Consider the following 22095-nt stretch of genomic DNA (forward strand, 5'->3'; position numbering starts at 1 on the left):
TGTTGGCGGCAGTGCCGCCTGCTTAGCCGGCGACCAGCACGTGCAGCTGGCGCGGACCGTGCACGCCCTCCACGCGGCTCAGCTCGATATCCGAGGTGGCGGACGGCCCGGCCACGAAAGTAATCGGCTGGCCATCGCGCACCGAATCCTGGAGCCGAGTCATCGCCTCGGGAGTATTGGATACCACCTGATCGGCACGCAGCACGCACACATGCGCATCGGGTACCAGAGTGAGCGCACGCCGGCCCTGGTCAGCGCGATGATCCATGGCGAAGGTGCCGGTATTGGCCACTCCGACAGCGGCCGCCGTCACCACTGCATCAATCTCGTTGAGTTGGCGGGCGCTCAGGTTATCGTCGTCGTATATCTGGAAACCATCCGCCGCAATAGCCGCGCGCCACGCGGAATCCAGCCCCGCGGGAAGCACCACGGAGCGCGCGCCAATCGCGTGCAGGTGCGCGACGATAGCCGCCGGGACCGCTTCCGGTTCCACCCGCTCCACCTCGGCCTTGTAATCGGCCACGAGCTCGAGGAAATAATCCACGATGTCGCCCTCGATGGCGGTGGGCTGGTTGTATTCCCAGCTGATCGCGGATTCTTCCGGATCCTGGCTGGGAACATCGCCGAGCGCGGAGCGAATCCGCGCGAAAATCTCATCACGTGCCGAGGTCATGACAGCTCCTCAGTGGTCGGGCGGCCGAAAATATCAGGTGCGCAGGTCGGGTTCGGCGGCAGCTGCGGCAGTTTCGGAGCATTCGCCGGCGTGTTCTGCCCCGGCGCGCTCTGCCCCGCCGCGGGTGGAAGCTGCGGTAACTGCTGAGGGGTAGTTGGCGAATTGGCTGCGCCGTCGATCACACTCGGATCGCAACCGAGCTGACCCTGCAACTTCTTTTGCAACTCCTTCTGCATGTGCTTGAGCTGCCGCGCTTCGCGTTTCTTGCGCCGCGCGAACGTGGCGCGGGCGCTGTGCTTGGGCAGCATGGGGACGTCGCGGGCCCGCGTCCAGCGATGCACGCCGGGAATATGCCAATTCCCGATGTGATGCATGAACAGGCCCATGACGCGCCCGCCCACGCTCGCCAGCCGGGCCGCGGCGCCCAGGCGCCAGCCCTTGCCCATAACCCAGCCGCCGCCGGCCATGAGGATCGGCTCTACGTGCGGGCGCAGCCCGGCCTCCGCGCGTTTCTTATCCACCGCTTTGCGGCGCAGGTGCACGAGGATATTCGAGATCGGAATTTTCACCGGGCACACTTCATTACACGCCCCGCACAGGGTGGAAGCGAAGGGCAGGGAGCGATCCACCACCGATTCCAGGCCGCGGATCTGCGGGTTGAGGATGGCGCCGATGGGCCCGGGGTAGACCGAGCCGTAGGCGTGCCCGCCCACCTTCTCATACACCGGGCAAATATTCAGGCAGGCCGAGCAGCGAATGCAGCGCAGCGCCGCGCGCCCGATCGGGTCAGAGAGCACCTTGGTGCGCCCGTTATCCAGCAAAATAATATGAACATCGCGCGGGCCGTCACCTTCGCGCGCGCCCGTCCAAATGGTCCCGTAGGGAGCCATGCGCTCGCCGGTGGAAGAACGCGGCAGCAGCTGCAAGAACACCTCAAGATCCTGGAAGGTGGGGAGAATCTTCTCGATACCCACCACGGAGATGAGGGTTTCCGGCAGGGTAAGGTTCATGCGGCCATTGCCTTCGGATTCCACCACCACCAGGGAACCGGTTTCCGCAATCGCGAAATTCGCGCCGGAAATCCCCACCTTGGTGCGCATGAACTTTTCGCGCAGGTGCACGCGGGCCGCGGCGGCCAGCTCGGCCGGCTCGTCGGTCACATCGGGCGGGCAGGGGGTGCCGTACTGGCCCATTTCCCGCAGGAAAATCTCGCGTACCTCGCTGCGATTACGGTGAATCGCGGGCACCAGAATATGGCTGGGCCGGTCGTGCCCGAGCTGCACAATGAGCTCGGCCAAATCCGTTTCCCAGGCCGCAATCCGCGCTTCTTCCAGGTGTTCGTTCAGGTCAATTTCCTGGCTGACCATGGACTTGACCTTGGTGACTTCGCTTTCCCCGGTGGCGCGCACCAGGTCGATGACGATCCGGTTGGCTTCCTCCGCGTCGCGCGCCCAGTGCACATGCGCCCCGGCGGCGGTGGCGTTCTTTTCGAACTCCGCCAGATAATGATCGAGGTGGCGGCCCACCCGGTTCTTAATATCGGCACCGGCCTGGCGAATATCCTGCCAATTATCCAGCTCGCTCACCACTGCCTGGCGCTTCGCGCGAATCGTGTGGGTGGCGTGATGGAGATTCTTCGCCTGCGTTTCGTTGCCCAGCTCGCGCACCGCGGCCTTGGGGAAGGCCGGCGAATCGAGCAGATCCCCTTCGGGCGGGGCCGGGGTGAGGCGTTCCAATTTCAAAGTTTTCATGCGATCCTCCCGGCGGGGGTGGTTGCGGCCACGGCGCCGGCGGCACCCGGCACGGCGCCGGCGCCAACCGGCGCGGTCTGCACCAGCAAATTGACCATGTGAATGGGGCGGACGGGTTTCTTCTCGCGGTGCAGAATCCCGCCGAAGTTCATGAGGCAGGCATTATCGAGGCTGGCCACGTATTCCGCCCCGGTTTCGATGACGTGCCGGGCTTTATCCCGCCCCAGCGCGATGGACACATCCGAATTCTTCACGGAGAACGTGCCCCCGAAACCGCAGCACTGGCGCATATCTTCGAGCGGAATATATTCCAGCCCGCGCACCGCTTGCAGCAGTCGAATGGGCCGGTCGCCCACCTCGGCCACCCGCAGCGAATGGCACGAGGCGTGATAGGTGACGGTGTGCGGGAAGTACGCGCCCACATCCACGGTCCCCAGCACGTCCACGATGAACTCGCTGATGTCGTAGACCCGTTTTTGCACTTCGTGGACGCGCCGCGCCAGCTCATCTTCGCCGGCATCGAGGGCCAGCATCTCATGCTGTTCGCGTACCGAACCAACGCAGGAGCCGGAGGGTCCCACCATGTAGTCGTATTCTTCAAAAGCTTCGAGGAAGGCTCGCACGCTCGGCAGCGCCCGGTCAAAATACCCGGTATTCGTGAACATCTGCCCGCAGCACGTTTGGGCGCGCGGGAACTCCACGTCACACCCGAGCCGCTCGAGCAGCACCGCGGTGTTATTCACGGTATTCGGGAACATCACCTCGTTAATACAGGTGGCGAAAACCGCAACTTTCTTGCGCGGTTCCGGCCCGGGAATGAGGGTCATATCAACTCTTTTCTTTCGTTGTTATTACGACGACGCCGCCGCTGCGCGGCGCTGTGCCCGGCCAGCCGCGGACCTCTGGCAGGGCGGAAGTATTTAGGCGAGGAACCCAACCAGTAGGCACAGCAGGATGAGCAGGCCGCAGGCCCAGGGCAGGGACTTGCGCAGCAGCACGGATTCTTCGCCGACCATATCCACCCCGCCGGTGGCAATCGCCAGAGTTTGGGGGCTGATCATCTTGCCCACGGCCCCGCCCACGGTATTGCAGGCCACCAGCAGCCCCGGATCCGCCCCGATTTGGGTGGCGGCGGTGTGCTGCAGATTGGCAAAGAGCGCCGTCGTTGAGGTTCCCGAACCGGTCACCGCGGTGCCGATCCACCCCAGAATCGGGGCGAGGAAGGGGAAGACGGATCCGGCACCGGCAATCCAGGTGCCGATGGTGAGGGTCTGCCCGGAAAGGTTCATAACGTAGGCGAGGGCGAGCACCGAACCAATGGTGAGGAAGGTCCAGCGCAGCTTGTAGACCTGGGCGAACATGAGGCGCGCTACCGCGCCCGGGCGCATCCGGTAGCAGGCGGCCAGTACCAGCGCGGTCAGGAGCAGCAAAGTACCCGGGGAGCTCAGCCAGGCGAAGGTGTAGGTGCTGGAGGCGGCGGGCGTGCCATCGGCGGCGCGCACCAGATTCTCGCCCCCGGCCCACAGGGCCGGCCAGTGGATGGTCACGTTTGTGGCAGCCAGCGCGCTGCGGATTGCCGGCACCATCTGGGTGGTCACGAAAACGGCCACGATAAGCACGTAGGGGAAGATGGCCCAGGCCAGGGCCGCGGGGCGAATCCGTTCGGTGGCCGGTTGGGGCGCGGCGCCGGTGAGGCGTTCGGCCGCGGCGCGGCTGCCGCGCGGTTGCCAGATGCGCAGCAGCGCGATGCCGACCGCCAGGCTCACCAGGGCGGGCACCATATTGACCAGGCCGGGGGCCAGGGTGCGGGCGGCGAGCCAGGTGCTCAGCGCGTAGGAGGCGCCCACCGCCAGGGCCAGGGGCCACACCTGCGCCAGGCCGCGCCAGCCGTCCATAATGAGGAGCAGCGCGAAGGGGATGAGCCAGACGAGCACGCTGGTTTGCTCGCTGATCTGGGCGGAGAGAGTGGCGGCATCGATGCCGGTGAGGTTCGCGCCGGTGAGCACGGGCGTGGCCATCGCCCCGTAGGGCACCGCGAAGGTATTGCCGACCAGCACCGTGAGCGCCGCCTTCCAGGGCGCGAAGCCGAGGGCGAGGAGCATAACGCCGCAGATCGCCACCGGCGCCCCGAATCCGGCCAGCGCTTCGAGGAGGGCGCAGAAACTGAAGGCGATGAAAATGCCCAGGGCACGCGGATCGGGGGAGAGCCGCGCGAAGGCCTGCATGAGGGTGTCATGGTGCCCGGAGGCCACCGTGAGTTCGAAAAGGATGATCGCGGTGAGAACGATCCAGGTAATGGGGAAGATCCCGAAAACGGCCCCTTCCAGCCCGGCAGAAAGCGCCATTCCGGCGGGCATACGGAAAGCGAAGATCGCTACCGCAAGCGCCACGACGACGCCGCATACCCCCGCCCAGTGCGCATTCATATGCACAACACCCAGCAGGAAGAACACCGTGAGGAGCGGCAGGAGGGCCACGAGGGCGGAGAGGGTGAGACTCCCCAGTGGCGCGGCGGTTTGTGTAAAGGCTTCCACGATGTTCTCCTTTTCATCGCACGAGGTCGGCTCGGATACGGGTCGGTGAGCAGCGTTGGTCACGGCGGTCGAATCCGAATCCGCTTAAGTCTGATTAGAATCGTACGGACGTAGGTCACAAGATAAAAACTGAGAGCGCCAAAATTGGCGTGAGATTGGTTACAAATAGGCGGGTAAGGGACTCCTTACTCTGGCGGAAATTTAGTAAATGTGCTAAATGATCCGGCGTATTGAGCGGGTGCCTAGATATGTAGCTGGCCCGCGCGTGGCTCACCCGCGGCCCGCCCTGCATGACACGCCGGGCGGCGTGGTTACCGGCTTCACAAAGCGCGGGTCCAAAGTCCTAAAACCGCGTAAATAGGCGCAAAGCGGGAGTGGCGGCGTCGTTGTAAAAACCACAAGTTCTAGTGGTCTTTTGTTCTAGGTGCCACTAGGTGTAGTGTTTAGCCTTGTAGTCGTTCCACCACGCACACAGCGTGACAATCCGAATTCGAGGAGACCCCATGAGCATTACCGTCTACACCAAGCCCGCGTGCGTGCAGTGCAATGCCACCAAGCGCGCGCTCGATAAGGCGGGGCTGGAGTACGAGCTCGTGGATCTCACCCAGGATGCGGAGGCCCTTGCCGCGGTGAAGGCCCTCGGGTACCAGTCGGCGCCCGTGGTTTTCGCGAACGGTCATCACTGGTCCGGCTACCGCCCCGATGAAATCAAGGCGCTCAAGGCCGGCGCGCAGGCCACCGCGGAACCCACCCTGGTGACTGCCTAAGCTGGCGGTGCGGCCGCGTGCCGCCCGCTGAGGAAAGAACCGATGGCACGTATCGTCTATTTTTCTTCTCAAACAAATAACACGCACCGGTTCGTGGAAAAGCTCGGCTACGATGCCGTGCGGATCCCCATCCATGGCGAAACGCCCGTGGTGGATGAACCCTACGTGCTTATTTGCCCCACCTACGGTGGCGGGAACCATCGCGGCGCCGTGCCGCGCCCCGTCATCAAATTCCTCAATAACGAACACAACCGTGCTCTCATCCGCGGGGTGATCGCCGGAGGAAATACCAATTTTGGCGATGTTTACGGACTCGCCGGGGATGTTATTGCCGAAAAATGCGGCGTCCCCATGATGTATCGCTTTGAACTGCTCGGCACGCCCACGGACGTCGCCACGGTTAAGGAAGGTTTGGAACAGTTTTGGGCAACGCAACACTAACGGATACCGGTTCGGAAAACCTGGGTGATTCGCTCGTGGATTACCACTCGCTCAATGCCGAGCTCAATTTGTACGATGCTGAGGGCAAGATCCAGTTTGATAAGGATCACGAAGCCGTGCGGCAGTACTTCCTCCAGCACGTCAATAAGAACACCGTGTTCTTCCACGATCTGGAAGAAAAGCTGGAGTACCTCGTGCGCGAAGGCTATTACGAAAAGCGCGTGATCGACGCCTACGATATGGCTTTTATTAAGGAGCTCTACAAGAAGGCCTACGCGCATAAGTTCCGCTTCCCCACCTTCATGGGGGCCTTCAAGTACTACACCTCCTACACCCTGAAAACCTGGGATGGCACCCGCTACCTGGAGCGTTTCGAGGATCGGGTCTGCATCGTGGCGCTCGCGCTGGCCGATGGGGATACCGAGTTGGCCACCAACCTCATGGAAGAAATGATCAGCGGGCGGTTCCAGCCGGCCACCCCCACCTTCCTCAATGCCGGCAAGCAGGCCCGCGGGGAACTGGTCTCCTGCTTCCTGCTGCGGGTGGAAGACAATATGGAATCCATCGCCCGCGCGATTAACTCCGCGCTCCAGCTTTCCAAGCGCGGGGGCGGGGTGGCGCTCAACCTCACCAATCTGCGCGAGCAGGGTGCCCCGATTAAGCGCATTCAAAACCAGTCCTCCGGGGTGAACCCGGTTATGAAGCTGCTCGAGGATTCCTTCTCCTACGCGAACCAGCTGGGGGCGCGCCAGGGCGCGGGGGCCGTGTACCTGCACGCCCACCACCCGGATATTATGCGTTTCCTGGATACCAAGCGGGAAAACGCGGACGAAAAGATCCGGATTAAGACTCTTTCCCTGGGCGTGGTGATCCCGGATATTACCTTCGAGCTGGCCAAGAACCGCGAGCCGATGTACCTCTTCTCCCCCTACGATGTGGAGCGGGTCTACGGCAAGCCGCTCACCGAGATCTCGGTGAGTGAAAAGTACCGCGAAATGGTTGATGACAAGCGCATTAAGAAGACGAAGATCGACGCGCGCCAGTTCTTCCAGACCCTCGCGGAAATCCAGTTCGAATCCGGCTACCCCTACATCGTGTACGAGGACACCGTCAATAACACCAACCCGATTAAGGGCCGGATTACCATGTCCAACCTGTGCTCGGAAATCCTCCAGGTATCCGAGGCGTCCGAATACAATGCGGATCTTTCCTACAAGCACGTGGGTAAGGATATTTCCTGCAACCTCGGCTCCCTCAATATCGCCGAGGCCATGGATTCGGAGGACCTGGGCAAAACGGTGGAGATCGCGGTGCGTGCTCTCACGGCTGTTTCCGACCAGACCAGCATCGATTCGGTGCCCTCCGTCAAGCGTGGGAATGAGATGTCCCACGCGATCGGGCTGGGGCAGATGAACCTGCACGGCTACCTGGGCCGCGAGCGGATCTTCTACGGGAGCGAGGAAGCCCTCGACTTCACCAATATGTACTTCTATACGGTTGCCTACCACGCGATCCGTTCCTCCATGCTGCTGGCGAAGGAACGCGGGGAGCGCTTCGAAGGCTTCGAGGATTCTACCTATGCAAACGGTGCTTACTTCACGAAGTACCTCGAGCAGGAGTGGGTCCCGCAAACCGAGCGGGTGCGCGAACTTTTCGCCGCGCATCATATCCCCACCCGGGAAGATTGGGCCCAGCTGGCCGCGGACGTGGCCGAATACGGGATGTACAACCAGAACCTCCAGGCGGTTCCGCCCACCGGTTCCATCTCCTATATCAACCACTCCACCTCCTCGATCCACCCGATCGTTTCCAAGATCGAGATCCGCAAGGAAGGCAAGATCGGGCGGGTGTACTACCCGGCGCCGTACATGACCAATGACAACCTGGAATACTTCCAGGATGCCTACGAAATCGGCCCGCAGAAGATCATCGACACCTACGCGGTAGCCACCCAGCACGTGGACCAGGGGCTTTCCCTCACGCTGTTCTACCCGGACACCGTGACTACCCGCGATGTGAACCGCAATTACATTTACGCGTGGCGCAAGGGCATCAAGACGCTCTACTACATGCGTATCCGCCAGGCCGCCCTCCAGGGCACCGAAGTGGAAGGCTGCGTCTCCTGCATGCTGTAGTAGGTATGCGGTGTTTACTTGCGCCGCGTGGGTAAACGGTGTTTACCTGCGGTGCGGGTGAGCGGTAGCGAAGGTGCGGGCTGTGTGCCTGCGCGGAGCGGGCCGGTTGCGTGAAAACGTGACCGGCCCGTCCGGCTTAAGTGCGGATGCTTGTTGTGGTACGACGACGGCGCCGCGCCCCGCGCTCCGTGCCGCGGCGGTGCGGGGCACGGGCCCGCGGTACGACGGCGCAGCTAGCGGCCTTCCGGCCCGGTGAGCTCGAGAAGGGAGCGGATATCCGCCCCTGAGATGGGCCCGCGGGCCGCCTCATCAACCAGGCCGGCCAGCTCACGCTTGCGCGCCTGCAGGGCGATGACTTTCTCCTCGATGGTATCCGCCGAGGCCAGCCGGTAGACGGTGACCGGCTTATCCTGGCCAATACGATGGGCCCGGTCAATGGCCTGCTCTTCGGCGGCCGGATTCCACCACGGATCCATAATGTATACGTAATCCGCTTCCGTGAGGGTAAGCCCGGTACCACCCGCCTTGAGGGAAATAAGGAACACCGGGGCGCTGCCATCGCGGAACGCTGCAATCGCGCCGGCCCGGTCCCGGGTGGAACCATCCAGGTAGCTATAGGTAATACCCTCGCGATCCAGCTGGTGGGCAATCCGCTCCAAATAGGTGGTGAACTGGGAGAACACCAGGGCGCGATGGCCCTCCGGGATGATCTGCTGGAGGTGCTCGAGGAGCAGATTGGTTTTCGCCGGCGGGGTGGTAATCCGCCCGTCCACCAGGCCCGGGTCGATGGCCATGCGCCGCAACCGGGTGAGGGAAGCCAGAATCGAAATGCGATTGGCATTCGGATCATCGATAAGCCCGAGGATTTCCTGGCGCTCGCGTTCCAGCTGCTTGCGATAGCGCTGCGCGTGGGCGGGCGCGAGGGGCACGCTCAGCTCGGTCACGGTGCGGGCCGGGAGGTCCTTGGCCACCTCGGCTTTGCGGCGTCGTAACATAAAGGGCCGCACCAGGCGCGTGAGCAGCGCGGCGGCTTCTTCGTCATTAAATTTTTCAATCGGGTTCTGGAACTGCTCGGTGAAACGCGCGTGCCCGGGGAGCAGGCCCGGGCTGGTGAGGGCCAGCAGCGCCGCCAAATCCGAGAGGCTATTTTCCACCGGAGTGCCCGTAACCGCGAAAGTCCAGGGGCGGGTGAGCGCGGCGACGGCGCGATAGCCCACCGTGCTGGGGTTCTTCACCGCCTGGGCCTCATCGAGGATAACCCCACCCCAATCAACCTTCGCGTACTCCGCGCGCTCCAGGCGCAGCAGGGTATAGGAGGTCACCACAATATCCGCGCTCGCGGCAATATTTGCCAGGGCCAGTGAACGGCGTTTACCCGAGCCGGTGATGGTGTGTACCCGCAGCTCCGGGGTGAAGCGCTCCGCTTCGCTGCGCCACACCGGCACCACGGAGGTGGGAGCCACCACGAGCACCGGGCCTTCTAACTTGCCCTCGGCGCGTGCGCCGCTGATCATGGCGAGCATCTGCGCGGTTTTGCCCAGGCCCATATCATCGGCCAAGATCCCGCCGTAATGAGCGCGCGCCAGGTGGGTGAGCCAGGAATAACCGGCTTCCTGATAGGAGCGCAGGGTGCCCTGGAATGTTTCGGGAACCGGCACCGGCTCGCCCAGGTGATCAAGCTGGGTGAGCGCATCGGTGAGCGCCTGCGGATTGGCCAGCGCGGAAAGATCCAGGGCATGGGCGCGTGCCCGGGGCACGGAGATGCTCTCGGGGGTGACGGTGCCGAGAGCTGCGGCGTCGTGCAAAAGCTGGCGCAGCGCATCGAAGTCGCTGCCCAGCGGGATCAGCACATCGCCGAGGATGAGGTGGTCGTGCCCGCTGGTCAGTGCCTCGTAGAGTACGTTGAGTGGTATCTGATGCTCGCCGACGTCGACGGTGATATTGAGGTCAAGCCAGTCGTTCTCCTCGCTCACGCTGGTGCTCAACACCGGGGTGTCGGTCACGATAGTGAGATTGGCATCCTCCATGACGGTAGTGGTGATACCTGCCTCGCGCCAGGCCGGAATAACGACTTCGCGCAGGGTCTGATAGGTGCTGAGATCCAAACTTTGGGTTGTTAGAAGGTCAAGTGGTGGCAGCTTCGTGGCCTTCGTCCAGATTTCACGCACCGCGGTGAGCTGTTCCCGAGGCGCCTCGTGGAGGAGGCGGTGCACCGTCAGTTCCGTATAGAGGGACGTGCTCTCCGAGCCTTCGGATTCGGCGGGGTTTTCACTACCATCGGCCGGCAGCATGCGCCGCCCTAGGTACCACTCCAGGAGGAAAGCGCTGTGCCGATAGTGCGCGCCGTCCTCAGCGGAAGGGCGGCGAATAAGCGCGTGGAGATTCGGTTCGGCGAAGCGGTGCGGCGTGAACGCGCCATCGGGGGAGACAACGGGGATATCTTCCGGGAGTTCCGGGAGGAGATTGAGTTCAAAAACAGGAACATCCGCCGCCGGGATGGTGAGAGGATGGGCATCTTCCGCGGCTTGGAAAAGATAATCGGGGATAGTGGAGCGCAGGCGGCCCAGGATATAAGCACCGTCCTCGTAACTGAGGGCGAGAGGCGGGGTGGTGCCCGCAAGAACTTCGGCGGGGGTGCCGTTCGGAGTTTCCGGAAGCACCCGCAGAAGCAGGTCATTACTATCAGGTTCGCGGGCGGAAAGGCTCAACTGCACACCCCAGGGGTCATGAGCCAGGCGCAAGGGCTGATCAACATCACCGCAATAAAGCTCAACGCCGGCATCGTGGACGTTACGCAGGTACGCCATCGCGGCAGCGCCAAGGTCCCGGAGTGAAATATTCGGGTTGGAATAGGGATTCCGCCGGGCTGCCTCGTACAAGTTCCGGAGCGCACTGAGCTGGAGCGGGTCAAAGCCTTCGGTGTTGGCGCGGGAGCCGTACCGCGGCGCGATAGTGGACCACGCGGTACTTCGCCGCGACCATTCGCCGTTGAGGTTACGCTGCGCGGGATACAGCATTCCCGTAATTTTCCCGTTTTCCGAATTACGGCCGAGAATAAGCCCGAGGCCCCGTGTTTTCGGGGTGGCCTGTGCCTGATGTAATACCCGTGTCAGCAGCGTGCGCCAGGATCTATCGGCGGCATTTTCTGCGCATATCAGCAGGGTTGCGAGGATATGTTTACAGTATTGAGCCACCGGGCAGGAACAATACGCCAGGAGCGGGTCAGTATCTTCGATAACGACCTGGTAGGTATGCCCATTGCCGAGTACGTGGGCCGTAATCCCCTCGGAATCCTCGGAGATATCAAGTACATGGCCATCCTCCGCGTAACGTTCCGCGCGGGCGCGGGTTTGCGGTGAGAAATAAACCTCGTAGTCATCCGAGGTTAGTGCCGCAATCTTTGAACTTAGTGTGACAGCCATCCTTTAAGTTTAAGACGCATCCGGGGATGAGGAAAGTCCGGGCTCCTGGAGTTCAGGATTCTCTGTGTGCACCGGGTTTTCCGTGTGCTCCGTGTGTTCCAGCTTCTCCGCCCGTTCCAGCTTCTGCGTGCGCTCCAGCTTCTCCGCCCGGGCATTCGCCAGGCGCGTGAGCGCCCCGAGGAAACGCGCCAGCGCAATACCGACCACCGCGATCACCACCGCGCCGGTCAGGTATAGCAGCGGACCGGCAAGAACGGAAAGAATGGCCAGGATATTTTGCCACAGCATAGGTGCTCCATTCTGCGTCATTTCGCGCGATGGTGGACCGGCCAGCGGGCGGCCAGGTAGTTCACCACTCTACTAGTTCTGCGTATATCACGCTTGCGGGCCGGCGCGCTGCGGCTTCTCCGGGCGTGCCGCGCGCCGGCGAACCTGCTTGCGAACCAGCCGCATCACCTTCAGGCCGGCGCGGTAGGATAGGTGCCACTTCCGCGGAGCCACCCCGCGGAGAAAGAAGGCGGAGCAGGTGAGGAATCGGTATCGTCGCGCGGGCACCCTGGCGGTGTTACTCGGCGCGCTGCTCACGCTGGCTCTGGTCGCCGGGCTGCTGGGCGCTTGCGCGCTGGTCAAAGCCCCGGTACTCGCCGCTCCGGTTCCGCGCCCGGTCACCTACGATAATTTTGGCGACGACGCCGTGGCCATCGTCTGGGACGACGATGCCAATCACCGCGATCTCGACGCCGAATTTGACGACTCTGGCATCGTCGACGGCCGGGTCCTGGCCGCCGCCTACCACCGCGGTGCCGGGCTTCCCGATTCCCTCAACGCCGCCCTCAATGAGGACCCGAAGGTCAGCGATGTGGGGCTGGGGGAGGGCCTGCCCGGGGCGGGCTACAACTTCCCGGGAATCCCGCAGGTGGGTACCTTCTTCCACGTGGTTCCCGGCACAACCCAGGTGATCCGCGGCTGCACCGGCGTGGTCCTCGATACCCCGGGGCGTTCCCAGATTCTTTCCGCCGCGCACTGCTGGCCCGGAGATGCCTACGCCGCCACGGTATTCGTGCCGCAATTCTCCATTATTGCCGGTACCGCCTATATTCCCCACGGTATTTGGCGTATCGACCCGGACGCCGTGGTCATCAACGATGCGTATTACAGCGATGATGAGGATGCTGATCGGTACGATGCCGCCGTCCTCACCGCGGACCCGGACCGCTTCGGCAACCTCCTCGAGGACGTGACCGGCGGCCTGCCCCTTGCCGATGTGAGCCCGGAACAACCCGATATTGAGGTGATCGGCTACCCGGTGGCCGAATCTTTCGAGGCCGATAACTACACCTCGGCATACCCGCGCCACTGCCGTAACTCCACCGAAGCGTTCACGGAAAACGGGGTGGACTACTTCCATATTGAATGCGCCGGGATGCCCACCGGGGTCTCCGGCGGGCCCTGGCTCCAGCAAGGTGAGAACGGAGAATGGGCCATCGTGGCGATCACCGGCGGCGCGCAGGACGGCGGTGGCTACACGGATGACGAATCTGTGGGCGTGCCCATGGATAACCTCATCGCGCAGCTGCTGGAAGAAGCCCGCATCACCCTGGAGGATGCCACCCTCGAACCGGGCAATCCGGCCCATGAAGTCCTCGGCTACCTGGGCGGCCAGCCCGACCGCGCGGATGCCTTCACGGTGTGGCCATCCGGGGCGGTTGCGCTCTATCTGGATGCCGGCAGCGGGGCGGAAGTTCTGCCGGCGGCCGGGGAAGAAACCGGCGAGCTCGCCCAGTTGGATGCCGCGCGCAGTTTCCGTTCGGTGCGGATCCTCGGCGGGCGTGATCGCCGTTTACGTAACCTCCGCACCCTCGCGGCCGGGGACCTGGACGGTTCCGGCATGGCCGATATTCTCACCCTCGGCCGCGATGGCGCCCTCATCCTCTGGCACGATCCGGGCCTCTTCGGCCTGCGCCACCCCGAGCACCTCAACCCGCATCTTCCCCTCGAATTCACCAATGTGACCAAGATGAGCATCGCGGATGACACCCTCACCGTCACCAATATCGATGGCACGACGACGCAGTATGCGGATATCTCCCAGCAAGGTATCCAGCCCAAGCCGCGCACCTCATGACCTGGCTCGCACCGCTTACCGATTCAACCGTCTAGAATGGGCGGGGTGTGGCGGCGCGAGCGGCGTCGTCGTTCCTATCCATCATCTATCCCGCATCACCTGCGCTAACGAGGAGCTACTGTGATCCCCCCGAAGTTGAAACTTGTCAGTTCTGTGCAAGCCATTAACTGGAACCGCATCGAGGACGAAAAGGACCTCGAAGTGTGGGACCGCCTCACGGGGAATTTCTGGCTGCCCGAAAAGGTGCCGCTGTCCAACGATATTCAGTCGTGGAACACCCTCAAGCCGCACGAACAGCTCATGACCACCCGGGTGTTCACCGGCCTGACCTTGCTCGATACCATTCAGGGCACTGTGGGCGCGGTTTCGCTCATCCCGGACGCGGTCACCCCGCACGAGGAAGCGGTGTATACCAATATCGCCTTCATGGAATCCGTGCACGCGAAGTCGTATTCCTCGATTTTCTCCACGCTCATTTCCACCGATGAGATCGACGAAACTTTCGAATGGTCGGAAAACAACGAATTCCTCCAGAAGAAGGCACAGATCGTGCTGGATTACTACCGCGGGGATGATCCGGAAAAGCGCAAGGTGGCCTCCACGATGCTGGAATCTTTCCTGTTCTATTCCGGTTTCTACGCGCCCATGTACTGGTCCGCGCACGCCAAGCTCACCAATACCGCGGATCTCATCCGCCTCATTATTCGCGACGAAGCCGTGCACGGCTACTACATCGGCTACAAATACCAGCGCGCGGTGGAGAAGGCCAGCAAGGAACGCAAGGCCGAACTCAAGGAATACACCTTTGAGCTGCTCCAAGACCTCTACGAGAACGAGGAAGAATACACCGCCAGCCTTTACGATGAGATGGGCCTGACGGAGGACGTCAAGGCATTCCTGCGCTACAACGCCAATAAGGCGCTCATGAACCTCGGTTACGAAGCGTTGTTCAATCCGGATCAGACGGCCGTCAATCCGGCGATTCTGGCGGCACTTTCCCCGAACGCGGACGAAAACCACGATTTCTTCTCCGGTTCCGGTTCCTCGTACGTTATCGGCGAAGTGGAAGATACTACCGACGACGACTGGGATTTCTAGCGTGCTTGCGCGCTCGCGGTGGTGCGGCCCGCGGCGGCGCGTGTGGTACGACGCCGCAGCGCCGGCCTGGCGGTAATAGTGCCGGCCCGCCGCCACGCAATGCGGGGCGGCGCCGCGTGACCAATTCCGCCGCGAAAAAACTGGCACCACGCCCCGGTGAGCGTGTACGCTAGTAAGGCTTGCACGGGTGAGCTTAGGCTTCCCCGGTGAGCATGGAGACGTGACTGAGTGGCCGAAAGTGGCACCCTGCTAAGGTGTTAGTCGCAATAGCGGCTCGAGGGTTCGAATCCCTCCGTCTCCGCTCTGTGATGGCTCGTGCCATAGATTTACCTGTGGTTTCGCGGCCATCGTGCTTGTGTGTAACTGAAGTTTCATGAGGTTTATAGGGTCGCGGGCCGGCCACGTAAGACGAAGGAGTGCAACCGATGGCCACCACTATTCTCGGCTGGGGCTACGAGGGGAAAACTATCAGCGATCTTCTCGATACATTGGAAGCTAACCGAGTCCATACCGTTGTTGATATTCGGCTTACTCCCATTAGTCGCAAGCAGGGTTTTTCAAAAACGCGGCTGCGCCAAGCGGTGGAATCTACCGGAACCCGCTATGTTCATATGCGATCCCTTGGTAATCCTAAAGATAATCGGGCAGCTTTTGCCCAACCCGGAACTCCCGAAGCGTATGCCGCTCACGCGCGTTTCCGCAACGAGGTACTTGCGACTCCGGATGCGCGGGTAGCCATCCACGAGATTGCCGATCTCGCGCATGACGGCACAATCCTTGTTCTTTGCTTCGAGGCTAATCACCAGCAGTGCCATCGAAAACTCGTGATTGAGGAAACGCGCGCTGTGTTAGAAGAGGCCGAGCGCTTCGCGGCTTGAACCAAAGATTCCCAACACCAGGAAGCTGTGGCGTTTGTGCGGAGCGGCTTGGTTGCCAACAATAATCCGCAGTGGAACGCCGGGCTTTTCACGTTCTCTAATGAATTTCTTTTCGAATTCTTGCTGGGCGTATTCGATTGACGCCGTTGGTGGCCAATGGCGTTGCAGCGCCACCGCTTCCCAGTCCGTTATTGTCAAGGAATGGCGCGAGCAACTCGGAAAATTGCAATAAAATTCAAGCCGTGCAACAAACCGCGGGGCTTCGAGCGTGAGCCCCTTGTTACCGAAGATATCTTCGTCTTTATATTTGCGCAGCGCAGCTTTCTGCTGTTCATTCCAGCCCGGGTGAAGCGATACTTTAATAGTTGGTGTTGCGCGGGGCGTGATAAGCGCAAGGGATTGCGCGGCCGAATTTCTCATAGCTTCCGCCCGTAGTTCGCAGAGGGATTTGGTAGGAAGAGGGTCGAGGTAGATAGCTCTCTCGTCCCACCCGGTAATAGGTGCATCTTGCGGTTGAGGATCCTTTTCGACCCGTAAGCTTTCTTCCCGGTCATCATCGTTAGGTGCGCGGACGGATACTCGAATAGTTTGATATTTCTTGAAGCGGTCGGTGCCGTCAAGATAACGGAAGGCGATAGGGTAGAGCCTTACCCAGCGAAGCGGATCGAGGGCGACTCCGGCAACGCACACGGTTTCCTTGTATTTTTCTGAGGGGATGGGAGCGGTTTTAACAACGACTAAAACGTCGATTTCTCTACCTTGCTGGTCCAGTTCCCTTGCTTTGCTGATATCCATGGGCGCGCCTTCACGTCGAAGATGGTGGTGTGAATCAAGGGTACAAGAGTTTCCTGCCGCTAGGGAGAGGGCTGGATTACACGGGTCTGGTGGATTAGACTCAAGCGCAAAGAACGCCGGGTCTGATCTTTGATGGGTAGGGTTGCCGAGACAAACCGGAACCGGGAAACCGGGTCCTTTCATCCATAGAGGTGACTGAGGTCCTCGGAATCCTGCCCATCGAAGCTCAGGCATCGCTTTTATTGGGGCTTTCCCACCGCGGGTGTAAAAGAAGTAAGGATAAAGCGTGGCTGGAAGTGTAAACGATAAATCGAATACCTATCCTGTAATAGAGCTCGTCAAGTACGTCCAGGCACATGGCGATCAACAATCCCTCTTTGGCGAAGGTGAGGGCGAGGGCTACGGGTACTACCTTGGTATGTATGGCGATGCATGGGATCTAATCTACGCAATTAATGCGGCCCATTTTTCTAAGTGCTCTCTGCCAGAGCCCTTACTTTCAGCAGCTGTCGACGACATCCTCGACGAATTGACTCATGGGTCGTCAGAGGCGCTTAACCGAAAACTTGAACTGATCGGTTCTCCACTTCGTGTCCCCCTTATCCCTGAGGAAGAAGAGCCGATCATCGTAGAGATTACTCCGAGCTAATCGCACTTATTTTATTTCTTGCGGGTCGCACTCATGTGGGGAACTTTTATGCCCAGTAGGTTGCGACGTGATCTCGGTGATTCCCGCGCGGAACTTATCAATCCACGGTTCTGACGGTTGCATTGTTATGCAGGAGAATATATCCCGAGCCTCGATGATGATCTACCCGTTTCGGATACCTCCATCTTCATTGAACGGGCGGGCGGGCCCGGGAGATACGATTCAATTGCTGTAGCGGTTGTTGCAACATTTCCCGGGGCCGTTCGTTTTTGCCTATAAGCCCCTTTTGTCTATTAGCCCCGATCCTCCGCGAATACAGGCGTGTCAACGGTGACGTTAACGGCGAAACTATCGAGAGGGTCTCCCGTAATCAGCGCCGCGGCATCCTTTGCCATTTCTTCAATCTGATCAAGTCGGCACGCCTGCGTACCGTATTCCTTTCCGTTAAGGGCAAATTCGGCGACCCACCAATGTCCATCACGGGCAACCGTGGTATTTAGTGTTGTCACTTCTTGCTCCTTTCGAGAATCTTACGAGCGAGCTTGTCGGAAATTTCACGACGGCGGGGATCGGTTCGCCCCGGTCTCCGATCTGCGTCCGCTTTTGTCCAACAAGGCTATACCCGTAGGGACGACCCGATCTTCTCAAGGAATATATTCAAGACGCGCCGGGAGTGGACAGTTAGCTCGTCGCGGATGTCTTCAATCGGTGGGATGAGCTTATCGTCTGGGATTTTCACTCCGTAACGGCTCGCACCATCCAAAGCATAGATGAGGCACCACGGAGTTCCGCCTCCGCCTTTCCATTCAAGCCAGTAACCGCCATCTTTCGCGACGAGTTCCGGGTCCGCGTGTTCGTCGATCCAGTCGATGAGAATATCGACGGGAGACCAGGGAAGGTTAGCGTCGTTGTGCAGCTCTTCTCGGTCCACGGTATTTTCTCCTTACCTTACGTGTGATTATAAGGATCCGCGGCGGCCTCTTTGCCTCGCACTTACCTTCAGTGTAGACAACCGGTCGGAACGTCACCCGGGATCTGTGCGGAGAATAGAAAACCTGGGGGCCGCGCCGGTATCGGCGCGGCCCCCAGGTGCGTGGCGTTTGGCCTTGAGTTACCTAGAACTCTGGGTTACTTCGCACGCCGGCGCAGGGCGTAGCCGGTGGGCAGCAGCACGGCCATAGCGGCCAGAGCGCCCGTAGCTGCCAGTCCAGTGTGGGCAAGTTGCCGCGTCGGTGCCTTGCTCGGGGCAGGAGCTGGCTTGTTAGCCTCGGGCTTCGGCGCAGGCTTAGGAGCCGGTTGGGGCTTCGGGCCCTGCGGCTGCGACGGAGAAGTTGGATCCGCGGGTTGCGGTTGCGGATTGGGCGCCGGATCTGGATTGGGTTGCGGTTGCGGATTGGGCGCCGGATCTGGATCGGGTTGCGGCTGCGGATTAGGCGCCGGATCAGGATCAGGAACCGGATCGGGCTCAGGCGCCGGCTCGGTCACATTCACCCGGACCACCGCGGAATACAGCGGCTTACCGGTGGCCGTGTCATTCGCCATCATGATGACGCGGGTGGAACCCGGGGCCACCCCGGTCACCGTGCCATCGGCAAAGGTCACGATGGAGCTGGTGAGGGCGGGCTCGGCTGCGCCGTCGTCCCAATAATACGCATCCCACGTGAGCCCGCGACCGCTGAGATCGCCGTTCACATCGGAAATCCGCGCGAGTGTGAGCGTGCCGTGCGCGGGTACCGTGGCGTCGGCGAGCTCCTGCTGCGCGAAAGCCGGGCTGCTATTGCCGGCGCTGCTGCCGGGCACCACCGGGAAAACGGCGTTGTTATACGTGCCGGCCAGTCGCACCGTGGAAATATGATTATTTTGGAAAGCGCTCCAGGCAACCTCGGTGATTGAGGCAGGCAGCGTGACCTCCGTGAGCGCATTGGCCTGGAAAGCCGCCGGCCCAATCTTCTGCATCCCCGCCGGGAACTCCACCGCGGAAATTGCATTGCGATCCAGGAAACCGTAACTCACCTCCGTGAGCGTGGCCGGCAGCGTAATACCGGTGATTCCCTTGCTGTGCATATTCCCCGTCCGACCATTCGGCCCGGTCAGCGCGGTTACGCCCTCCGGAATAACCACGTGCTTGAGGCTCGTAATTTTCTGCAGGCCGGTATCGCTCAAACCGCGCAGCGTTGTGGAAGCTCCCTCGGTTTCGATAGTGAAATCCGCGGCATCCCACGTGGCAGCGGGAGCGGCGGTGGCTGCCGGCACCAGCGCCGACAGCCCCATCATTAATGCCGGGCACAGTGCACCCACCGTGCTAACGAGTCCCTTTTTCATCCGATATCCTTTCGTGGTGCGGCTCGGGAGAGCCCAGAGAAACTCGGGTTACTCACCGCCACCGTACCGCGAAACGCGCGGAAATTCATCAGAAAATGAACTGGATTGCGTAGAAAATATTATTATCGCAGCTTGCGGCCGTGCGGCATGCTTGTGATATTTAACGACGACGGCGCCAGCGTTAACGCGCCAACAGCACCTCGAGGAGGGTAGCTACGCCGTCGTCCCATACCGGATCGGTCACGGCCCGCGCGTGCGCACGGACGTAATCGAGCGCCTGCCCCATCGCGACTCCCACGCCGGCCCACTCGAGCATGTGGATGTCGTTCCCGCCATCGCCGACGGCCACGGTGGCACCCCGCGCGATGCCGAAATCGCGGCGGAGTACCTCGAGTGCGCTCGCCTTGGAGATCCCGGCGCGTCCGGCATCCACCCAGCCTGAGCCAGAGGAGGAAGACGCCGCCCAATCCACCCCGGGCATGTCGAGGCGGGAAAGGCGGGCCATGAGCTCGGCGGCTTCCATGCGCGGGACCACCATAATGAGGCGCAGCGCATCCGGGACCACGAGGTCTTTGAATTTCACCCAGATGGCATTGGGTTCCAGGCGTTCGGTGGCGTACCCGTGCGCCACCCGTCGCGGGCCTTCCACCGGCTCCACCGCGAAATAGGCGCCCGGGAATTCGCGGCGCATCGCATTGAGAGCCCGGGCCAGGTCGGCTTCCTCCATGGTGAAAAGGTGGGCGAGGCGCACCGGCACCACATCCCCGCGATCCGTCATGGAGCGGACCGTGCGCACCTGCACCCCGGGAAGCTGCGCGTTACCGAGCAGCACCGTTTCGTTGCCGTTCGAGCACACCATAATGGTTTCGCTCACCCGCAGCATATCGAGCACGGGAATGGCAGATTCGCGCCCGCGCCCGGTAGCCACCACCAGGTGGGTTCCCCGGCGCAGGTGCTCCTGGAAAGCGGCGTCTACCCGCTCGGCAATAATGCCGTCCGGGCGGAGCGTGGTGCCATCCAGATCCAGGCAGACCATGAGCTCCGGCCCGGCCGGCGGGGTCCCGGCGGCATCGAATGCGGCCCGCAAGCGCGCCGCCGTCGATTCCTCCTGGATTTTCACATCGCCGCCTTCGTTACGCTGGTCGTTGCTCTGTTCGGAGCGCCGAGCTGTTCAGCCTTCGCGCCCTGGATAGTTCACCGGTTACTGCACCGGCTACTTCACCGGCTCGATGAATTCGCGCCCGGCCAGGCCGGCGCCCAGGTAGGGCCGCAGTGCATCGGGCACGTACAGCGAGCCGTCCTTCTGCTGGTGGTTCTCGAAAAGCGCCACCAACCAGCGGGTGGTGGCCAGGGTCCCGTTGAGGGTGGCCACCGCGCGGGTTTTCCCGTCCACGCGCTCGCGCACATTGAGCCGCCGCGCCTGGTAAGTGGTGCAATTGGAGGTTGAGGTAACTTCCATATAGCGGTGCTGGGTGGGCAGCCACGCCTCGCAATCGAATTTCTGCGCCGCGGAAGAACCCAGATCCCCGGCCGCCACATTAATAATGCGGTAGGGCAGTTCCATCTTCCCGATCATTTCGCGTTCCATCGCGAGTAGCGCGCGGTGTTCTTCCTCGGATTGCTCCACCGGGCAGTAGGAGAACATTTCCACCTTATTGAATTGGTGCACGCGAATAATCCCGCGGGTGTCCTTCCCGTAGGAGCCGGCCTCACGCCGGTAGCAGGCCGAATACCCGCAGTAGCGCCGTGGCTTGCCGTCCAGCTCCAGAATCTCATCCTTGTGGTAGCCGGCTAGCGGCACTTCCGAGGTGCCTACCAGGTACTGGTCATCGGCACCCAGGTAGTAAATCTCATCGGAATGCTCCCCGAGGAAGCCGGTGCCGGACATAATATCCGGGTTCACAATCGTGGGCGTGGTCATGAGCGTGAAGCCGTGTTCGGCTGCCTGATCGATGGCCATGCGGAACATCGCCATTTCCAGGTGCGCGCCCACACCCTTGAGGTAGTAGAAGCGCGATCCGGAGACCTTCGCACCGCGGTCCATATCCAAGGCCCCCAGGCCCTCCGCAATATCGAGGTGATCCTTGGGGGTGAAGCCCTCCGCCTCGAAATCACGCGGGGTGCCAATCACTTCCAGCACCTCGTAATCATCTTCCCCACCCGCGGGCACCCCGGCGAGCACCGGGTTCTCAATCGCGCGATTCGCGGCCAGGTAGGTTTCTTCGGCTTCCGCCGCTGCCGCGTCCAACGCCTTGACCTTTTCGGCCAGCTCCTTGGCGTGGGCGAGCACGGCGGGGCGCTCCTCCGGGGAGGCTTTCCCCACGGATCGCGACACCTCTTTTTGTTCGGCCCGGGCGGCTTCGAACTCTTGCAGGGTGGTGCGGCGCGCATCGTCGGCGGCGAGCAGGGCATCGACGGTAGCGGGATCATTCCCGCGGCGGCGCTGGGACTCACGGATGGCTTCCGGATTCTCGCGAACAGAACGCATATCAAGCATGGATCCAG

Annotated in this window: 19 protein-coding genes and 1 tRNA gene; 8 read left to right on the top strand and 12 right to left on the bottom strand. The window is 61.6% G+C overall.

Annotated elements, in window-relative coordinates; all coding sequences use genetic code 11:
- Positions 1-22: 22 nt before the first annotated feature.
- The 4 genes from CYJ17_RS02680 to CYJ17_RS02695 form a co-directional block, all read right to left on the bottom strand.
- Positions 23-673 (bottom strand): LutC/YkgG family protein, encoded by a 651-nt coding sequence (locus CYJ17_RS02680; protein ID WP_087071230.1) that lies wholly within the window; start codon positions 671-673, stop codon positions 23-25.
- Positions 670-2424, bottom strand: a complete 1755-nt coding sequence (locus tag CYJ17_RS02685) for a LutB/LldF family L-lactate oxidation iron-sulfur protein (RefSeq protein ID WP_101595703.1) — start codon at positions 2422-2424, stop codon at positions 670-672. Before CYJ17_RS02685 ends, CYJ17_RS02680 begins: the two co-directional genes overlap by 4 nt.
- On the bottom strand, positions 2421-3251 hold the full coding sequence (locus CYJ17_RS02690; protein WP_087070086.1) for a (Fe-S)-binding protein: 831 nt from the start codon (positions 3249-3251) through the stop codon (positions 2421-2423). Before CYJ17_RS02690 ends, CYJ17_RS02685 begins: the two co-directional genes overlap by 4 nt.
- A 93-nt stretch (positions 3252-3344) precedes the next feature.
- Positions 3345-4958, bottom strand: a complete 1614-nt coding sequence (locus CYJ17_RS02695; RefSeq protein ID WP_087070085.1) for an L-lactate permease — start codon at positions 4956-4958, stop codon at positions 3345-3347.
- Between the two features lie 503 nt (positions 4959-5461).
- Between CYJ17_RS02695 and nrdH the strand changes: the two genes are divergently transcribed.
- The 3 genes from nrdH to nrdE are packed head-to-tail and all read left to right on the top strand — an operon-like array spanning position 5462 to position 8301.
- Positions 5462-5725 carry a glutaredoxin-like protein NrdH gene (nrdH, locus tag CYJ17_RS02700; RefSeq protein WP_026429161.1) on the top strand — a complete coding sequence of 88 codons (264 nt, stop codon included), beginning with the start codon at positions 5462-5464 and terminating at the stop codon, positions 5723-5725.
- A gap of 42 nt (positions 5726-5767) precedes the next feature.
- Positions 5768-6166: a class Ib ribonucleoside-diphosphate reductase assembly flavoprotein NrdI gene (gene nrdI, locus CYJ17_RS02705; RefSeq protein WP_026429160.1), complete on the top strand. Its 399-nt coding sequence runs from the start codon at positions 5768-5770 to the stop codon at positions 6164-6166.
- Positions 6148-8301: a class 1b ribonucleoside-diphosphate reductase subunit alpha gene (gene nrdE, locus CYJ17_RS02710; RefSeq protein ID WP_087070084.1), complete on the top strand. Its 2154-nt coding sequence runs from the start codon at positions 6148-6150 to the stop codon at positions 8299-8301. Before nrdI ends, nrdE begins: the two co-directional genes overlap by 19 nt.
- Positions 8302-8534: 233 nt before the next feature.
- Here nrdE and CYJ17_RS02715 read toward each other — a convergent pair whose 3' ends face one another.
- Positions 8535-11723 (bottom strand): DEAD/DEAH box helicase, encoded by a 3189-nt coding sequence (locus tag CYJ17_RS02715; RefSeq protein WP_101595706.1) that lies wholly within the window; start codon positions 11721-11723, stop codon positions 8535-8537.
- 9 nt (positions 11724-11732) lie between these two features.
- Positions 11733-12011 carry a hypothetical protein gene (locus tag CYJ17_RS02720; protein WP_087070082.1) on the bottom strand — a complete coding sequence of 93 codons (279 nt, stop codon included), beginning with the start codon at positions 12009-12011 and terminating at the stop codon, positions 11733-11735.
- Positions 12012-12249: 238 nt separating this feature from the next.
- Between CYJ17_RS02720 and CYJ17_RS02725 the strand changes: the two genes are divergently transcribed.
- The 4 genes from CYJ17_RS02725 (at position 12250) to CYJ17_RS02740 (ending at position 15824) form a co-directional block, all read left to right on the top strand.
- Positions 12250-13848: a trypsin-like serine peptidase gene (locus CYJ17_RS02725; RefSeq protein ID WP_143231817.1), complete on the top strand. Its 1599-nt coding sequence runs from the start codon at positions 12250-12252 to the stop codon at positions 13846-13848.
- 120 nt (positions 13849-13968) lie between these two features.
- Entirely contained in the window at positions 13969-14946 is a 978-nt protein-coding gene (gene nrdF / locus CYJ17_RS02730; protein ID WP_016442136.1) for a class 1b ribonucleoside-diphosphate reductase subunit beta, read from the top strand.
- 214 nt (positions 14947-15160) lie between these two features.
- Positions 15161-15247: transfer RNA gene (locus tag CYJ17_RS02735), tRNA-Ser, on the top strand.
- 124 nt (positions 15248-15371) lie between these two features.
- Positions 15372-15824 (top strand): DUF488 domain-containing protein, encoded by a 453-nt coding sequence (locus tag CYJ17_RS02740; RefSeq protein ID WP_087070079.1) that lies wholly within the window; start codon positions 15372-15374, stop codon positions 15822-15824.
- On the opposite strand, the gene CYJ17_RS02745 is transcribed toward CYJ17_RS02740, so the two are convergent.
- A complete protein-coding gene (locus CYJ17_RS02745; RefSeq protein ID WP_087070078.1) occupies positions 15795-16619 on the bottom strand; it encodes a hypothetical protein in 825 nt (274 codons plus the stop codon). The two genes, CYJ17_RS02740 and CYJ17_RS02745, sit on opposite strands and share 30 nt — an antisense overlap.
- A gap of 286 nt (positions 16620-16905) precedes the next feature.
- Between CYJ17_RS02745 and CYJ17_RS02750 the strand changes: the two genes are divergently transcribed.
- Positions 16906-17268, top strand: coding sequence for a hypothetical protein (locus CYJ17_RS02750; protein ID WP_087070077.1), 363 nt, complete (start codon positions 16906-16908; stop codon positions 17266-17268).
- Between the two features lie 293 nt (positions 17269-17561).
- On the opposite strand, the gene CYJ17_RS02755 is transcribed toward CYJ17_RS02750, so the two are convergent.
- From CYJ17_RS02755 to serS, 5 genes are all read right to left on the bottom strand, one after another.
- Positions 17562-17777 (bottom strand): hypothetical protein, encoded by a 216-nt coding sequence (locus tag CYJ17_RS02755; RefSeq protein ID WP_087070076.1) that lies wholly within the window; start codon positions 17775-17777, stop codon positions 17562-17564.
- 107 nt (positions 17778-17884) lie between these two features.
- The gene (locus CYJ17_RS02760; RefSeq protein WP_087070075.1) at positions 17885-18199 is read right to left on the bottom strand and encodes a hypothetical protein; all 315 of its coding nucleotides are present in this window, start codon (positions 18197-18199) and stop codon (positions 17885-17887) included.
- A 197-nt stretch (positions 18200-18396) separates the two neighbouring features.
- Entirely contained in the window at positions 18397-19590 is a 1194-nt protein-coding gene (locus CYJ17_RS02765) for a leucine-rich repeat protein (protein WP_087070074.1), read from the bottom strand.
- 181 nt (positions 19591-19771) lie between these two features.
- Entirely contained in the window at positions 19772-20710 is a 939-nt protein-coding gene (locus CYJ17_RS02770; RefSeq protein ID WP_087070073.1) for an HAD family hydrolase, read from the bottom strand.
- A gap of 93 nt (positions 20711-20803) precedes the next feature.
- The gene (gene serS, locus CYJ17_RS02775; RefSeq protein WP_087070072.1) at positions 20804-22087 is read right to left on the bottom strand and encodes a serine--tRNA ligase; all 1284 of its coding nucleotides are present in this window, start codon (positions 22085-22087) and stop codon (positions 20804-20806) included.
- Between the last annotated feature and the right edge of the window lie 8 nt (positions 22088-22095).

The sequence above is a fragment of the Actinotignum timonense genome, assembly GCF_002860685.3.
Lineage (GTDB): Bacteria > Actinomycetota > Actinomycetes > Actinomycetales > Actinomycetaceae > Actinotignum > Actinotignum timonense.

Bases quoted from the DNA above. Each gene is read 5' to 3' on its own strand.
- nrdH (WP_026429161.1), top strand. From the start codon at position 5,462: ATGAGCATTACCGTCTACACCAAGCCCGCGTGCGTGCAGTGCAATGCC.
- CYJ17_RS02720 (WP_087070082.1), bottom strand. From the start codon at position 12,011: ATGCTGTGGCAAAATATCCTGGCCATTCTTTCCGTTCTTGCCGGTCCG.
- CYJ17_RS02690 (WP_087070086.1), bottom strand. From the start codon at position 3,251: ATGACCCTCATTCCCGGGCCGGAACCGCGCAAGAAAGTTGCGGTTTTC.
- nrdI (WP_026429160.1), top strand. From the start codon at position 5,768: ATGGCACGTATCGTCTATTTTTCTTCTCAAACAAATAACACGCACCGG.
- CYJ17_RS02740 (WP_087070079.1), top strand. From the start codon at position 15,372: ATGGCCACCACTATTCTCGGCTGGGGCTACGAGGGGAAAACTATCAGC.
- CYJ17_RS02765 (WP_087070074.1), bottom strand. From the start codon at position 19,590: ATGAAAAAGGGACTCGTTAGCACGGTGGGTGCACTGTGCCCGGCATTA.
- serS (WP_087070072.1), bottom strand. From the start codon at position 22,087: ATGCTTGATATGCGTTCTGTTCGCGAGAATCCGGAAGCCATCCGTGAG.
- CYJ17_RS02715 (WP_101595706.1), bottom strand. From the start codon at position 11,723: ATGGCTGTCACACTAAGTTCAAAGATTGCGGCACTAACCTCGGATGAC.
- CYJ17_RS02685 (WP_101595703.1), bottom strand. From the start codon at position 2,424: ATGAAAACTTTGAAATTGGAACGCCTCACCCCGGCCCCGCCCGAAGGG.
- CYJ17_RS02745 (WP_087070078.1), bottom strand. From the start codon at position 16,619: ATGGATATCAGCAAAGCAAGGGAACTGGACCAGCAAGGTAGAGAAATC.
- CYJ17_RS02680 (WP_087071230.1), bottom strand. From the start codon at position 673: ATGACCTCGGCACGTGATGAGATTTTCGCGCGGATTCGCTCCGCGCTC.